Source organism: Citrobacter sp. wls619, from assembly GCF_005281345.1.
Taxonomy (GTDB): Bacteria; Pseudomonadota; Gammaproteobacteria; order Enterobacterales; family Enterobacteriaceae; genus Citrobacter.
In genome coordinates this window covers 108,935-124,566 of record NZ_SZXJ01000098.1, presented here as the reverse complement: position 1 = coordinate 124,566, position 15,632 = coordinate 108,935, and the positions used below count along the sequence as shown (strand labels likewise).

Below are 15,632 nucleotides of genomic sequence, written 5' to 3'. Positions count from 1 at the left end.
TCTCAGGGCGTGTGTTGGCGGGCAGGTAAGAATATGGTCATTAATCCCGCCATAATACACAGCACACCCACCAGGGCTTTTATTGAGAAGGTTCCCTGCCAGCCAGGTAAAATCATTGATGCGATCCACACCAGCACATAGCTGAGGCTGAGCAAGGCATAGGCTTTGCTCAGCGCGAGCTGATGCAGGGCTTTATGCCAGCACATCACTGACAGTAAATAACCTACCAGCCCGCCATACAAGGCGAATGCGCTGCTGCTGGTTGAAAAAACGGCGGAGATAAACGCCAGCGGTTGCAGCATGGGCGGCAGATTATCCATCGCGTAACCCAGACTTAGCTGAGCAACCGACGTAATAATCACGCTGCACAGCCCCCAAAAGATGCCCATTACACCGCACTCCCAAGAATAAAGATGCCGGTGATGAGTAGCCCAACCCCCAGCCAGTGACGCGTTGTGACAGGTTCGCGCCAGATTTTCCATGCCGCCAGCGTGACCCATACAAAGTTCAGGCTTAGCATCGGGTAGGCGATGCCGACGGGAATATTCTGCAATACTGCCAGCCAGAGCAGCATGGCCAGTCCCAGACAGGCCAGCGCCAGACCAATCCACTGCGCGATATAGCGTGTTCGCGCGTGGGCGGGTACCGGGCGGGTGGCCTGCTTCTGGCACAATTGTCCACAGACGCTGAGCAGGCTGGCAAGGACTAAGGTTAGCCAGATCATTTAGGCCGGTACTGAATCAAGACCAGACGCCCCTGATTGTCGATATAGTCGGCGGGGGGAATGGCAAGCTGATTAATATCTTCATCCTTCGAAATTGACAGCACGAGCGTAATGATCCCCTCCTGACGATGTTGCGCCAACCAGCCGGCAAAGTCATCCCGGCTAACAAAGCGTCCCTGGGCATCCGGATAATTAAGGCCGTATTTTAACTCACCTGTTTGCCCGTACATGTTGATGTCATCGCGTTTCAGGCTCCAGGCCAGGCCTGCGGCAACGCCAACACTGTCGGTGAAAATATAACGGCTCGACTCCAGCGACTCTTTGCTCATCTCGACAAAAAACTGTGGCTGTTTGGATTCCATTACCCGGTCCGGTACTGAGAAGCCGAACAACAGCGCCAGCCCCAGCGGGCAGAGCGCTGCTAATTTCCAGTTTTTTTCACGGTTGTTAAGCGTATACCAGCCAAATAGCGCCCAGGTGATAAAGATACCCCATGAGCAAAACACTTTATACGTTTCGATATGCGACCAGACCGGTGTCTTCAACGGCCCGAGCGTGGACACGATAAATGTGGCGACAATACCAATAACACCGAACAGAATGTTGATCCAACCGTTGACGCGCAGCGCTGCAGAACCTTTTTCAGCCGCCTGCAAGCCAAACCGTGCGGTAAGGATCGCCAGCGGTGCGAAGCAGGAAAGAATATAGGTTGGCAGCTTCCCTTTGGCGATACTGAAAAACAGGATCGGCATAATAATCCAGCTCAGCAGGTATAAGGCGCTACGTGGAACATCCCGTTCACGCCAGCCGGTACGCAATGCCCCCGGTAGTAGCCCGAGCCAGGGTAAGGCGCCCGCCACGAAAACCGGTATGTAGTACCAGAAGGGTGCTTTATGCTGGGCATCATCCTGCGCAAAACGCTGAATATGCTCAATCCAGAAAAAGTAGTGCCAGAAGTCGGGCTCGCGTTGTGCAATCGCCAGCCCCCACGGCAGGACAATGGCAATACAGCTGATAATCGACAACAGGCCGTAAATAAAGATCTCTTTCCAGCGCTTTTGCACGAAAACCCATGGCAACACGCTGAGGACGGGGACAGCGAGCGCGAGAAAGCCTTTGGTCATCACGCCCATGCCGCAGGTGAATCCTAACAGCAAAAAGGCGACAATTTTACCTGTTCTGGTGGTGGCCTGCATTCCCTCCCAAAAACAGCACATGCCAGCCATCAGCCACAGCGCGATAATGGGATCAAGTACCGCATAGGTTCCGATACTGTAAACAGAAAAAAACGTTAGAAAGATAACGGCAGAGAGTAGGGCCGTACGTTTATCACGCCATAGCCGCATTGCCAGCCAGGCGACCAGGAGTGCAGTCAGTAGGGTTGCAAAAATAGCCCCCGCCCTGACGCCAAAGTTGTTTGCGCCAAACAACCATTGCCCGATGCTGTTTAACCAGTACCCCGCGATGGGCTTTTCAAAATAGCGTAGCCCTAAAAAATGTGGGACGATCCAGTCGCCAGACGTCAGCATTTCCCGGCTGATTTCAGCATAGCGCGTTTCGTCGGGCTGCCAGAGCAGGCGGCTATTGATGGGTAAAATAAAATACAGTGCAATAAATGCGACAAATGCCAGGGCGTAACGTGCGGATTTCATGGTGTCACACTCGCGGGTTGCTGGCAGCCGAGCCATCCCTCTCTGCCGGGTATTTTACCACGAACGATCTGGCCCGTTGGCAGTGTACTGATATCGTCTGGTAACAGTTCGCCCAGCGGACAAAACGTAATCCCTGCGTCGGCGGCACGAATGAGCAGATCATCAAATTTCTGTTGAAAAGCAATGCCTTCCACCTCTGCGTGAATCGTGTAGACCGGGGTGCCTTTGTCCCGCTGAATGCGGGAGAGAATATAGTCGTTGAAGTCCTCTGCTTGTACCTCCTGACCAACCACCTCATCCCATGTCGGTAGCGTGACCGGAATTTGTGGCGTCCCCATTTCTCCTGTTTCAAGTACAGGACGGAATAACGATGTTCCCCTGCAATCGCTGTTATAGCGCAGATGGATTGTTTCTTTCGCCTCGACGACGCGCGAGTCGGCACGCCAGCCAGCGACGGCAGAGCAGGTAACGGGTTGGCCAATGATTGTTTCGAGCGCATTAATGCCCCGCGAAATATCATCAATCAGCTGTTTATCGTTCCAGTTGCCGCTTCGTGATTGCCAGGCATGATGATCCCAGGCGTGTAAGCCTGTTTCGTGATACCGGGCAGCTTGCGAAATGATGGCCGCATTGGCCAGGCCAATTTCTTTTCCAGGCCAGGCGGTGCCGGCCAGTAAAATATCCCACCCGTAGAGTGAGGCTGCGTTTGAGCGGAGCATCTTCCACAAAAATTGCGGCTTCACCAGACGCCAGAGATGGCGTCCCATGTTGTCAGGCCCGACGCTAAAAAAGAAACTTGCCCGAACGTTATGCCGGTTCAATGTCTCCAGCAGGCGGGGCACGCCTTCGCGTGTCCCCCTGAATGTATCGACATCTATACGCAAGCCCACTTTGGTCATGATGTGTGTTCCGTGATATCCACACTGCGTAAGAAGAAGTCCAGCGTCTCTTCAACCGTTTCTTGCATCTCGATTGTTGGTTCCCAGTTCAGGCAACGTTTGGCGTTACGAATACTGGGTTTGCGGTGCTCAACGTCCTGGTAGCCTTTGCCATAGTAGCTGCTACTCTCAACGTCGCGGAAACCCGCAAACGGCGGGAAGTGTTGGCGCAATGGATGTTTTTCGAAGCAGGAGAGGAGCATTTCAGCCAGTTCCTGAATACTGGCTTCGTTATCCGGGTTACCGATATTGATGATCTCGCCATCACAGCGCTCACCGTCGTTTTCAATGATACGGAACAAGGCTTCGATACCGTCACGAATGTCGGTAAAGCAGCGCTTTTGCTTACCACCTTCAATCAGCTTGATGGGGGAGCCTTCCACCAGATTCAGGATCAGTTGGGTAATGGCACGTGAGCTGCCGATACGTGCGGCGTTCAGGCTGTCCAGACGCGGTCCCATCCAGTTAAACGGACGGAATAAGGTGAAACGTAATCCTTCTTTTTCACCATATGCCCAAATGACGCGATCCAGCAGTTGTTTAGAGACCGAGTAGATCCAGCGCGGTTTATTAACCGGGCCGACGATCAGGTTGGAGCTGTCTTCATCGAAGTCTTTATCGGTACACATACCGTAAACTTCAGATGTTGACGGGAAAATGATGCGTTTGCGGTACTTGACACAGTAACGAATAATTTTCAGGTTTTCTTCAAAATCGAGTTCGAAGACGCGCAGCGGGTTGCGGGTATATTCAATCGGCGTGGCAATGGCGACCAGTGGCAGCACGACGTCGCATTTTTTCACATGATATTCAATCCATTCGGAGTGAATGCTGATATCACCTTCCACAAAATGGAATCGTGGGTGTTGCAGAAAACGCTCAATCGCATCGCTGCCAATATCAAGCCCGTAGATTTCGTAGTTATCTTCGCGCAGCAGACGTTCGGTCAGGTGGTTGCCAATGAAACCGTTAACGCCAAGGATCAACACGCGGGTGCGGCGTTTGCTCGCGGAGACGGGCTGGCTGTTGAGGCGAGAACCGGCAACCAGACCCAAAACTTGTGCCAGCTGTGAGCCCTGCATGGTAATGCCATCAGCCGCTTGCCCGGTAATGATTTCGAGTGCGCCATCGGCACAGGCAATCAGCAATGGTGATACGGAGATAACCGTTCCCGGCAGCGCCGCAGATGTATTTGCACTCTGGCGTGATGACCAGATGGTGAATTTTTGCGTACCGGCATAGCTAAATGCACCAGGCCATGGATCGGACACGGCGCGAACCATGTTGTGCAGTTGTGCGCAGGGTTTGTTCCAGTCGAGGAAACTGTCTTCCGGGGTGCGGCGACCAAAACAGGTGGCGTCGGCTTCCTGCTGTGGGTATTCCTGAAAATCACCGGCTTTGATGGCTGGCAGCACCTGCGCCAGTACCTCGCGGGCAGACTGGCATAATTTATGGTGCAGGGTTAACGCCACGTCATCGGGGGAAATGGTAATGCGTTGCTGGGCGACGATGGCACCGGCATCTGCGCGCTTGACCATGCGGTGCAGCGTCACACCTGTTTCGGTTTCGCCATTGACTAATACCCAGTTCAGCGGTGCACGGCCACGATATTTGGGCAGCAATGAGCCGTGCAGATTAAAGGCTCCCGCAGGCGCAAGACGCAGGATCTCATCGCTGAGTAAATTGCGATAGTAGAATGAGAAGATCACATCGGGGGCGAACTGGCCGATCCGCTCGATCCACAACGGATGATTGACCTCGTCCGGAGCGTACACCGGAATTCCTGCGCTGGCAGCGAGGCGGGAAACTGAGCCAAAAAACGCTTTTTCACCTGGGTTATCGGCATGCGTAAAAATCGCAGCGATGTCATAACCCGCATCCAACAGGGCCTGAACCCCCTGACATCCCATATCGTGATAGGCAAATACGACGGCTTTCATGCGCGGTTTTCCTCAGTTGACTGCGTGGTTTGCGGACGGATAACGTGTTGAACAAAATAGCGAGGGCGTGCGCGGACATCGTTATAGATGCGACCGATATATTCGCCGAGTAATCCCATGCCAATGAATTGCGCGCCGATAAAGGTAAACAGCACGGCAAACAGCATAAACACACCTTCTGCCGCCCACTGCGGGCCGAGCGTCAGGCGAAGAACAACAAGCAGGACCGACAGGGTAAAGCCTGTGGCGGCAATGATGCTGCCCAGCAGGCTTAACATACGCAATGGCGTGGTGGTCAGGCAGGTTACCAGGTCATACATCAGGTTTATCAGACGCATGAAACTGTACTTAGAGTCGCCAAATTCACGCTCGGCATGGTGCACCGGGATTTCCGTGGCTCGGCGGGCAAAGATGTTAGCCAGGATCGGAATAAAGGTGCTGCGCTCCTGGCAATGCAACATGGCATCGACGATGTGACGGCGATAGGCGCGCAGCATGCAGCCATAATCGCCCATGGCTTTACCGGTGGTGCGCTGAATCAGATGATTGATCATCCGTGAGGCGGTCTTACGAAAGCGGGTGTCCTGGCGGTTCTGACGCACCGTTCCGACGACATCGAAGCCTTCTTTTGCCGTGGCAACCAGCCGCGGGATCTCCTCTGGCGGGTTTTGCAAATCGGCATCCAACGTGATGATCAGGTCGCCAGTGACGTGGCTGAAACCGGCCATAATCGCCGAGTGTTGCCCATAGTTTCGATTCAACAGAATAGAGACAATATGGCTGTTCGGTGCCTGGGAGGCGTCCATCATCAGTTGAGCTGAATTGTCACTGCTACCGTCATCAATGAGCAGGATTTCATATTCAGTATCCAGTTTTTCGCAGGCGGCGCTGGTGCGCCTGATTAATTCTGGCAGGCTTTCCTGTTCGTTAAAAACGGGAATGACCACCGAGACTTTACTAATCGGTGAGGCTTCAAACATGCTTATTGTCCTGCAATCTGGCGAAGTGCCGTAATGACGCGTTGTGTGTCATCGTCGGTCATGTCGGGAAATAGCGGCAGTGAACAAATGCGTGCGCTATTCCATTCGGTATTAGGCAGAGAAAGATCGGTGAAACGTTCGCGATAATATTTCTGCGTGTGGGCCGCGCGAAAATGCAGGCCTGTGCCAATATTTCTGGCCTTTAGTGCTTCCATCAGAGCATCTCTGCTCAGCCCACAGCGGGCTTCATCCACGCGAATGATGAACAAATGCCATGCGTGCACATGCGACCACTGTGGCAGGGTGAGCGGTTGAAACGGCGTATCGGCCAGCGCCTGTTGATACTGCTGCGCAATTTGCGCCCGGCGCGCGTTGAGGCGATCCAGCTTGTTCAACTGCACCAGGGCGATGGCGGCGTTGATGTCTGTCAGGTTGTACTTGTATCCCGGCGCGAGAACTTCAGCCTGCGGTGCGCGACCATAGGTTTGACGGTCATAAGCATCTACCCCCAGGCCGTGGAATTTCAGGCTACGAAGCCGTTGAGCGAGCTGGCTGTCGTCAGTAACAATCAGTCCACCCTCGGCACAGGTCACATTCTTGATCGCGTGAAAGGAAAAGATTGCGGTACCACGAGCACCAACATGACGACCCTTGTATAACGTTCCGACGGCGTGCGCTGCATCTTCAATAACAGGGATTCCGTAGCGTTCACCGATGGCGTAAATGGCATCAAGATCGGCGGGGGCCCCGGCATAATGCACGGGAATAATGGCTTTGGTACGCGGGGTGATAGCGGCTTCAATGTGTTCAGGAGTCACCATCAGCGTATCGCGGTCGACATCGATCATAACCGGTGTGGCGCCCAGCAGGACAATCATGTTGAGTGTAGATACCCACGTCATCGACGGGGTGATCACTTCATCGCCTTCACCCACACCCAGCGCCATTAGCGTAATGTGCATACCTGCCGTCGCGGAACAGACGGCAACGGCGTTTTGGTTACCTGTGAGCTGGCAGAAAGCGTCTTCCAACTGCTGATTTTTAGGACCCGTGGTTATCCACCCTGAATCCAGAACCGCCTTAACTGCGGCAAGTTCTTCATCACCCATTGCCGGACGGGAGAAAGGCAAAAAGTCAGACATCATTATTCCTTCAGCCATTTAACGCCACCGCCGTTTTATTTTTAGTGATAAACAGGGGCATCGTTAATTATTTCATCAGGCCACAAAGGTTAAAGACTGAAGGTTAATTTATCCTTAAGAGTTTAAGGTTGGAGATATAAAGAGGAATGCGGAGGAGATTATTTTATTTGTCTGAAAATAAATGATTTTTACGCGTGTTTTGTTGTGGCTATGGCATCGCAGGTCTGCTGCTGAATGATGAGTGCAATGCCATGATCTGAAGGGGCAATATTCTGCTGCTATCACCCTGTGAACTTACAATAACCCTTTCAATGTTAACGTTTTACGTGTGGCGACGTTTAGGTCGTAATGGGCGAGATCTTCCGGTTTAACCCAGGCGAAATCCTGGAACTCTTCGTTAATTTTCACTTCACGGTTGGCGGAAATACAATCGAAGATGAGATAAATCATGTAAATCTCTTCCTGGCGACCATCAGCATAGGTTTTGGTTCGAATATCGTCACTGAAGGTCCAGGGGGCAATCTGCGATAACTCGAGGTGTTCTCCCAGCTCTTCCCTGATTTCCCGACGTAAGGCTTCTTCGATACGTTCGCCTGGCTCAACGCCGCCGCCAGACAACGCCCACTGGCCAGGGAAAACACCGCGATCGTCGGCCATTTTGCACAATAAATAACAGCCTTCATTTTGAATGAGTGGGCAAACAATCGTTCTTTGACGCATAAGTCTGTTCCTTGTAGGGGAGGGGCGGAGGAGTCCATCGTTAACACATCTTACCTTTTGCAGGCGACAGAAAAAACGCTTCATTGCTGTTTAAGCCTGCTTTGCCGGGGAAAATAACGTTGTCTGTTGAAAACGGCGATCAGGTGCCTTTTACCCTCTATTTCAGGCAAGAACTTAACCTTACTGAAACATTGCGGGTAGTATTTAGTTACAATATGTCATTGTATCGCTTTTTTAGCTCATTGATTCCTCGCCATCTGGCAGTACAATCCAGCGGTTTTGGGGCTATGTTTTGATTCTTGCTGGAAAGGATAGAAAATGAAAAAAAGTTTATTACTGGGTTTTGCCGGAATGCTGTTTGTTTCTGCGTCGGCGAATGCGATTAGCATTAGCGGTCAGGCTGGCGAAGATTACACTAACCTCGGTTTCGGTATGGGGACTGAGTCCACCGGGCTGGCTGTTAGCGGCAACTGGATGCATAACGATGACGACGGTGATGTTGCAGGGCTTGGCCTTGGTCTGAATATCCCTCTGGGACCGTTGCTGGCAACCGTCGGTGGGAAAGGTATTTATACCAACCCGAAAGACGGTGATGAAGGCTACGCGGCCGCTGTCGGTGGTGGTTTACAGTGGCCGATTGGCGACAGTTTCCGTCTGTTTGGCGAATACTACTACTCCCCGGATTCACTCTCCAGCGGGATCGACAGCTACGAAGAAGCAAATGCCGGTGCGCGCCTGACGATTATGCGTCCGCTGAGCATTGAAGCAGGTTACCGTTACCTGAATCTGGCGGGTAAAGATGGCAATCGTGATAACGCGATTGCTGACGGCCCATACATCGGGGTTAACGCCAGTTTCTAATCGACCAGGCGCGGCGTTCAGTCGCGCCTTCCCCCCTCCATGCGTTATAGTGTTTTCATCATAAAAGCAGGAGAACACGATGTTAAACGTGGAGATGCTATCCACCGGGGATGAAGTGTTGCACGGACAAATCGTCGACACCAATGCCGCCTGGCTGGCCGATTTTTTCTTTAATCAGGGATTACCGTTAACACGCCGCAATACGGTAGGCGACAATCTGAACGATTTGGTCGCTATTCTGCGTGAGCGTAGCGAACATGCTGATGTGCTGATCGTCAATGGTGGCTTAGGGCCGACCAGCGATGATTTGAGCGCACTGGCGGCGGCAACCGCAAAAGGTGAAGGGCTGGTTCTGCATGAAGCGTGGCTGGCCGAAATGACGCGTTTTTTCCGTGAGCGGGGACGTGTGATGGCGCCGAGCAATCGCAAACAGGCTGAGCTTCCGGCCAGCGCGGAGTTTATCAATAATCCGGTTGGAACTGCCTGCGGGTTCGCCGTGAAGCTTAATCGCTGCCTGATGTTCTTTACGCCGGGTGTGCCGTCAGAATTTAAAGTCATGGTTGAACATGAGATCCTGCCGCGCCTGCGTGAACGTTTTTCTCTCTCTCAGCCCCCGCTATGCCTGCGCTTAACGACCTTTGGTCGTTCTGAAAGCGATCTGGCGCAGAGCCTGGACTCTCTGGTTTTACCGCCCGGAGTGACAATGGGGTATCGCTCGTCGATGCCGATTATCGAGCTGAAGTTAACCGGACCCGATTCCCAACGTGAAGCGATGCTGGCGCTATGGCCAGAGGTGAAACGCGTTGCTGGCCAGAATATGATTTTTGAAGGTACCGAAGGGCTACCTGCGCAAATTGCCCGTAAGCTCCAGGATCGCCAGTACAGTCTGACGCTGAGCGAGCAATTTACCGGAGGCTTAATCGCCCTGCAGCTGTCTCGCGCCAGTGCCCCGCTGTTAGCGAGCGAGGTGGTGCCATCTCAGGAAGAAACGCTGGCACAAACGGCGCACTGGATAACCGAGCGACGCGGCAACCATTATGCCGAGCTGGCGCTGGCGGTATCGGGTTTCGAAAACGAATATATTAACTTCGCACTGGCAACACCTGACGGCACGCATGCCTTGCGGGTGCGACTCAATGCAAATCGCTACAGTTTGGCTGTTCGTCAGGAAGTTTGCGCAATGATGGCGCTTAATATGCTGCGGCGTTGGCTAAATGGTCAGGATATCGCCGGGGAACACGGCTGGATAGACGTGGTTGAATCGCTCACGATTTAATGATTGATAGGGAAGGCTAAAAACCTTCCCAATCTGACTCATTCTGTGACATCGTCAGGCAATAGCCCAGTAATTAACCGAACCAAATCACGATCAATTCCATTTACCAGCATCATGCGCGCGATACGTAAGGCTTCTTCTTGCGTACCTTTCTGTACTCCTTGCGCTAATCCTTGTTGTATCCCTTGCTGTATCCCTTGTTGTAGCCCATTGTGGTGACCTTCTTGTTTTAGCCTCTCTGCGATTGTCATCAACTTCTCCTTATGGTGGGGGGAACGTTCGGCAACTTCATGGATAAATTCGCTGACGTGAGAAACGTCACCGTACCGTAGCAGGTAATTAAATAGCGTTTGTAGCTGGCTGTCATTAGCGGTGCTTGTAACTAATAGCGAGACCAGGCGGTCCACTAATCCCATCAAATCGCGATCGCGTATATGTTTTTGCATCAACTCTAGCAGTGCAACACGCCGATGTTGTGCGATTTCATCGTCAGGTATTACGGTAATGTCGACCAGCGGAAAGGCTTCTGAATAAAGCTGTCGTGCCAGCTGTGGATTGTCAAATTCATCCAGCCAGTTGAGTGACCAGGGATAAGGACTTTGTTGACCGTGATAAAACAACATGGGGATTACCAGCGGCAGCGTTTTATTGCCGGCATCAAGATGATACTGCATCGCAGCAGTGGCATAACGCATCAGGCGAAATGCCATGTGCTGTACCGCCGTACTCTGATGTTCAATAACACAATAGATATAGCCCTGGCCTTCGCGGGTTTTTAACGACCACACTACGTCAGAGTAGTATGCGCGGAGATCTTGTTCGATAAAACTGGTGGACTCCAGCTTCAGCGTTTGTAAATCGCATATCTCACGTAATGCGGTGGGAAGATGTATATCCAGATAATCCCGAGCCATCTCAGGGTAAGACATTATCTTTTTAAAAACGGCATCATGCGGTGTAGATGTAGTGGATTTAGCCATGGTAGTCCGTCACCAGAAAGAGAAGATGGCGTGACGGTATCCACTTTTAATATGCGCTGCATGCGGGAAATGGGGTCTTTGCGTGGGTAAATCAGAGATAAATACGCCCGACTGCAACGTATTCAATTAAGCGGAACGGGCTACGTAAAAAAATGCCCGGTAGCAAATGACACCGGGCAACAGGTTTAACCCAACGCTTTGGCAAGCAGGGTGATCGGATGTTCGCAGCGCTTACTGGTAGACATCTCAATCTGCCATTTACACGTTTCGCAGTCGGTCACGACGATATCCGCGCCGCTTTCTTCAATCTGGCGGAATAACGGTGCGCCGATTGACTGTGATGTCGGATAGTTTTCCTTTTTGAATCCGTACGTTCCGGCGATCCCACAGCACTGTGAATCCAGCACAGTCAGTTCAAGCCCAGGAATTTGTCGCAGCAGTTCCAGCGTATAGAGTGTCCAGCCCATTTTCTCCATATGACAGGGTGTGTGATAGACCACTTTTAGCGGCAACGTTTTCAGCGGCAACGTTTTCCCTTCATCCAGCTTGCGCCACAGCCAGCGTGTAGCCAGTTCAATATGTTCGCGCAGACCTGAGTTGTCGACATCCAGTACTTCAGGGTATTCATCGCGTAGCGCAAAGGTACAGGTTGAAGAGGTGGCAATAACCGGGATGCCTTTTCCGTCAATCGCTTCTCGCAGTGAAGCCACGTTACTTACCGCCTGCTTACGTGCTTTATCGGTGAAACCGTTGGCGATCAGTGGTACACCACAGCATTTCTCTTTACTCAGCAGTTGTACGCCGGTACCCATCGCATTCAGCACTTTTATCAGATCTTTACCGAGTTGCGGATGGTTGTAGTTCACAAAGCAACCGTGGAAAAACGCAACCTGATCCTGATACTGCGCCTGTTGCGCGGCTATGCTGCGATACCAGCGACGGAAGGTCCCGAAGGAGTACTTCGGCAGCGTACGGCGATGATCGATTTTTAGCGCATAATCAAGAAGCTGACGCACCGGTTTCAATGATGTAGCGGTGTTCACGATAGGTGCGAACGGCGTAGAAACACTGCCCATCAAATCGGTATGGCTTAAGACAAAGTTACGTATCGACGGACGCGTCGTGTCGTATTTGGCACGTGCGCGTTGAATGATATCGCCAATTTTGACATCCGAAGGGCAGGCCACTTCACAGCGTTTGCAGTTGATGCAATATTTCAGCGCATCGTCATATAACGCACCATCTTTCAAACGCAGGCGTTCACCGTCAGGCCCGGCTTGTTTAGGGCCAGGGTAACCTGGGTTGACACGGCTTACCGGGCAGGCTGTGGTGCACACTGTGCATTTGATACAACTTTCAAAACGTGTGTCGCTCATTGCTGGCCTCCTGCACGTTTCGCAATATGATGTGCGGCGTGTAAAGCGCTGACAGCGCACACGCCGCCTCCGCAACCCTGGGCGATAGGGTCAAAACCGCCAAGTACCGATCCGATGGCAAACATATTCTCTACTGTTTTTCCTGCAAGCGATGGACGCAGTTCAGCATCGGTGGTTACGCCAAACTGTTGCCACGGCTGCGGATCAAAGACGTCACGCTGATACCACTGCGCACGTGTGGCGGTTTGTTGCACATCCAGACCGAGAATCGGCTCATGAACGGCCTCCCGCGTGGCAACCAGTCCGCTGCTAAAGAAGCTGCCGCTGGCGAGCACGGCGAAGCGTGGGCGTAATGGAATATCGGCATGGTTGCGGGTCCAGATTTCGCTGACAACGCCATCCTGACAGGTGATTTTTTTCACTTCATCGCCCGGCATCCACACCCCACCCTGGCGTACAAACTGGCGCTGCAATTTGTTATGCAGGCGCATGCCCAGCACTGACGGCGGTAAAGTGGGTAATAACATCAGTGAGCAGGGCAGACGGTCGTTGAGCCACTTCCAGAGCCGATCGTCAGCCAGGCCGAAACAGGCTGGCATAATTATCATGTCGCAGGTTTTTGCGATTGGCAGCAGGGCGTCATAGAGCAGCGACCATTTATCTTCGTTATCTAACAGACGTGCAATGTTGACGGCGCGAAATTCGGTTGGGTTATCACGCAGGACATCCAGTTCTGGCAAATCGATTTCAGCCGTTTCGACGCTGAGGTTACGCTGGCGCAGTGAGGCTGCGGCAAGGTGCCCCTGGAAATCCAGTAAGCCGCTGATTCCCACCACACAGACACGTTGTGCTGATAACGGCCAGACCGGCACTTCCGCTGAACTAAGCCAGGTTGAACGCAGGGTTCCCAACGGTGTTACACGTTGATGAGCCTGATGAACCTTACCGTGCAAATGTGTTCCGCACGCTTCCAACAGATTCTGCGCCTGCTGGGCCAGTTCCAGAACGTTGTGGGTTCCGATGGTGCTATAAGGATGACCCGGTGCCTGAGTACGCAGCGCATTCAGCCCCGCTTCAATGTCAGTTACCGGTTGACCATCCGGCAGGTTGCTGAGCAAATCCAGTGAGCCGGAGGAGAAGTGCAGGGCGCTTTGGCCGCGGGTAACAATCGTGCAGCGCAACCCGCTTTTTTGCAGTTGCAGGCCACACACCAGCCCGGCGAGACCGCCGCCGATAATGACGGTATCAAATTTCATCCTGGTGCTCCTTTTCCAGACCGCATAACCCCTGATAAACCCAGCGGGTGAACTCGCTTTCGCGCAGTGCATCTCCCCACGCGATAGGCTGCACGCCTTTCCAGCGTTCGTTGAGGAATTCGGAAAGCTGGGTGATAGATTGTGCGGCGGTGGTGACATTAAAACGTTGTAGCAAACCTGCGGCGCGGCAGGCACACAATTCGCCCTGACACGTTCCCATCCCGACGCGGGTGCGACGACGTAAATCGAGCAAACTGTTGACGGTTAAATTTTCAACGGCATATTGCACTTCACCTGCGGTGACGGCTTCACATTCACAGACCAGGCTGCGGTGCTGACGGCCTTCGCTAAGCCATGCCGGGGTGCGGTCGCCATGGCGGTAGACCGCCGAGCCGCGCAGTGGTGCTGGCAAAGAGATAACGCGTTTAAGCGTGTGTTCGGTCGACTCCTGTGAGCCCGGCAGTGCTGTCTCTGCGGTCGTACAAGGGCGAGAATTGCCCAGTTTGCGGCACACTGCATCGGTGGCCCATTCCGCCATTAGGCGGTAGGTCATCAGTTTACCGCCGGTAATGGTGATAAATCCGTCCAGTCCGTCGCGCTGTGCATGATCGAACAGTACAATTCCGCGGCTGACGTTACGACCGGTCGGGTCGTCGTCGCTGGCCACCAGCGGACGCACACCGGAGTAAGCACGCAGGATGCGAGTTTTCGCCATAATTGGCGCCAGCTTCTCACCTTCACGCAGCAGAATATCCACCTCTTCTGCGGTGACGCGGTTGCTGTCGATATCGTCGTAATCAATGTGCTGCGAGGTTGTACCGATCAACGAAATGGTATCGCCAGGCACCAGAATATCGGCGTCAGATGGCTTACGGCAGCGGTTGATAACATGCTGATTTATACGATGGTCCATGATCAACAGAGAACCTTTCGCCGGGAACATACGGATGCTCAGGTCGGCATATTCCGCAATGCGCTGCCCCCAGATCCCGGCGGCGTTCACGACCACCGGCGCATGCAGAGACTGCATCTCACCCGTCAGATGGTTGCGTACGTTCACCCCGCACACCGTCGCACCTTCACGAATCAGCCCCGTCACTTCATGGGCCGTTAAGATAATCGCACCGTGCTCTCGTGCATCCAGCATGTTGGCGGCGGTTAAGCGGAAAGGATCAACGGTACCGTCTGGCACTTTCACTGCGCCAATCAGTTGTGGGTTTACCGAAGGTTCGATAATACGCGCCTGTTGGGGATCAATCGCTTCTGCGCGGATGCCTGCGTCTTCACAGGCACGTATAAAGGTGGCCTGGAAAGAGAGTTCATCTTCCGGCAGCGTAATAAACAGACCGTCCGTCGGCTCAACACAATGGCGGGCGATACGTTTCAGAATTTGGTTTTCGCTAATGCATTCGCGGGCAGATTCAGCGTCAGTAACGGCGTAACGTGCTCCGCTGTGCAGCAGGCCGTGGTTACGGCCCGTTGCGCCTGTCGCGATATCGTGGCGTTCTACTAAGATGACGCGCAATCCGCGCAGGGCACAGTCGCGTGCGATCCCTGCACCTGTTGCTCCTCCACCAATGATAATCACGTCACTTGTTTGCGAGTCGCGAGTTTTCATTGTTTTTCCTCACAGTTCGTTTTTTATCATTTAGCCACATAAAAAACATGGATTGTTTGATTTCGCGCATAATCGCTCATAATTCGAAAATGAAACGTGATTCCGTGCGCTTTTATGAACATTTGTCATAAATGTGTAACAATCTGTGCTGTAATTCACATTATTGCCC

Annotated in this window: 14 protein-coding genes; 2 read left to right on the top strand and 12 right to left on the bottom strand. The window is 52.8% G+C overall.

Annotated elements, in window-relative coordinates:
* Nucleotides 1-2: 2 nt before the first annotated feature.
* The 8 genes from arnF to nudI all read right to left on the bottom strand — a co-directional run bounded on the left by arnF (nt 3) and on the right by nudI (nt 8,096).
* Nucleotides 3-389 carry a 4-amino-4-deoxy-L-arabinose-phosphoundecaprenol flippase subunit ArnF gene (arnF, locus tag FDX19_RS20430; RefSeq protein ID WP_137384143.1) on the bottom strand — a complete coding sequence of 129 codons (387 nt, stop codon included), beginning with the start codon at nt 387-389 and terminating at the stop codon, nt 3-5.
* A complete protein-coding gene (gene arnE / locus FDX19_RS20425) occupies nt 389-724 on the bottom strand; it encodes a 4-amino-4-deoxy-L-arabinose-phosphoundecaprenol flippase subunit ArnE (RefSeq protein ID WP_040230124.1) in 336 nt (111 codons plus the stop codon). The genes arnF and arnE overlap by 1 nt, the downstream gene beginning before the upstream one ends.
* Nucleotides 721-2,376, bottom strand: coding sequence for a lipid IV(A) 4-amino-4-deoxy-L-arabinosyltransferase (arnT, locus tag FDX19_RS20420; protein WP_137384270.1), 1,656 nt, complete (start codon nt 2,374-2,376; stop codon nt 721-723). The genes arnE and arnT overlap by 4 nt, the downstream gene beginning before the upstream one ends.
* Nucleotides 2,373-3,275 (bottom strand): 4-deoxy-4-formamido-L-arabinose-phosphoundecaprenol deformylase, encoded by a 903-nt coding sequence (gene arnD / locus FDX19_RS20415; protein WP_137384142.1) that lies wholly within the window; start codon nt 3,273-3,275, stop codon nt 2,373-2,375. Before arnD ends, arnT begins: the two co-directional genes overlap by 4 nt.
* Nucleotides 3,272-5,254 (bottom strand): bifunctional UDP-4-amino-4-deoxy-L-arabinose formyltransferase/UDP-glucuronic acid oxidase ArnA, encoded by a 1,983-nt coding sequence (gene arnA / locus FDX19_RS20410; protein ID WP_137384141.1) that lies wholly within the window; start codon nt 5,252-5,254, stop codon nt 3,272-3,274. Before arnA ends, arnD begins: the two co-directional genes overlap by 4 nt.
* Nucleotides 5,251-6,234, bottom strand: coding sequence for an undecaprenyl-phosphate 4-deoxy-4-formamido-L-arabinose transferase (gene arnC / locus FDX19_RS20405; protein WP_137384140.1), 984 nt, complete (start codon nt 6,232-6,234; stop codon nt 5,251-5,253). Before arnC ends, arnA begins: the two co-directional genes overlap by 4 nt.
* Before the next feature lie 2 nt (nt 6,235-6,236).
* Nucleotides 6,237-7,376 (bottom strand): UDP-4-amino-4-deoxy-L-arabinose aminotransferase, encoded by a 1,140-nt coding sequence (arnB, locus tag FDX19_RS20400; protein ID WP_137384269.1) that lies wholly within the window; start codon nt 7,374-7,376, stop codon nt 6,237-6,239.
* A gap of 294 nt (nt 7,377-7,670) precedes the next feature.
* Nucleotides 7,671-8,096: a nucleoside triphosphatase NudI gene (gene nudI / locus FDX19_RS20395; RefSeq protein WP_137384139.1), complete on the bottom strand. Its 426-nt coding sequence runs from the start codon at nt 8,094-8,096 to the stop codon at nt 7,671-7,673.
* A 318-nt stretch (nt 8,097-8,414) separates the two neighbouring features.
* Between nudI and FDX19_RS20390 the strand changes: the two genes are divergently transcribed.
* Together FDX19_RS20390 and FDX19_RS20385 are read left to right on the top strand one after the other, a co-directional pair.
* On the top strand, nt 8,415-8,957 hold the full coding sequence (locus FDX19_RS20390; RefSeq protein WP_048211092.1) for a YfaZ family protein: 543 nt from the start codon (nt 8,415-8,417) through the stop codon (nt 8,955-8,957).
* A gap of 79 nt (nt 8,958-9,036) precedes the next feature.
* A complete protein-coding gene (locus FDX19_RS20385; RefSeq protein WP_137384138.1) occupies nt 9,037-10,233 on the top strand; it encodes a nicotinamide mononucleotide deamidase-related protein YfaY in 1,197 nt (398 codons plus the stop codon).
* A 38-nt stretch (nt 10,234-10,271) separates the two neighbouring features.
* Here FDX19_RS20385 and FDX19_RS20380 read toward each other — a convergent pair whose 3' ends face one another.
* From FDX19_RS20380 to glpA, 4 genes are all read right to left on the bottom strand, one after another.
* On the bottom strand, nt 10,272-11,213 hold the full coding sequence (locus tag FDX19_RS20380; RefSeq protein ID WP_137384137.1) for an Rpn family recombination-promoting nuclease/putative transposase: 942 nt from the start codon (nt 11,211-11,213) through the stop codon (nt 10,272-10,274).
* A gap of 185 nt (nt 11,214-11,398) precedes the next feature.
* Nucleotides 11,399-12,589, bottom strand: coding sequence for an anaerobic glycerol-3-phosphate dehydrogenase subunit GlpC (gene glpC, locus FDX19_RS20375; RefSeq protein ID WP_048211095.1), 1,191 nt, complete (start codon nt 12,587-12,589; stop codon nt 11,399-11,401).
* On the bottom strand, nt 12,586-13,845 hold the full coding sequence (gene glpB / locus FDX19_RS20370) for a glycerol-3-phosphate dehydrogenase subunit GlpB (protein WP_137384136.1): 1,260 nt from the start codon (nt 13,843-13,845) through the stop codon (nt 12,586-12,588). The genes glpC and glpB overlap by 4 nt, the downstream gene beginning before the upstream one ends.
* Nucleotides 13,835-15,463 (bottom strand): anaerobic glycerol-3-phosphate dehydrogenase subunit A, encoded by a 1,629-nt coding sequence (gene glpA, locus FDX19_RS20365; RefSeq protein WP_137384135.1) that lies wholly within the window; start codon nt 15,461-15,463, stop codon nt 13,835-13,837. The genes glpB and glpA overlap by 11 nt, the downstream gene beginning before the upstream one ends.
* Nucleotides 15,464-15,632 lie beyond the last annotated feature (169 nt).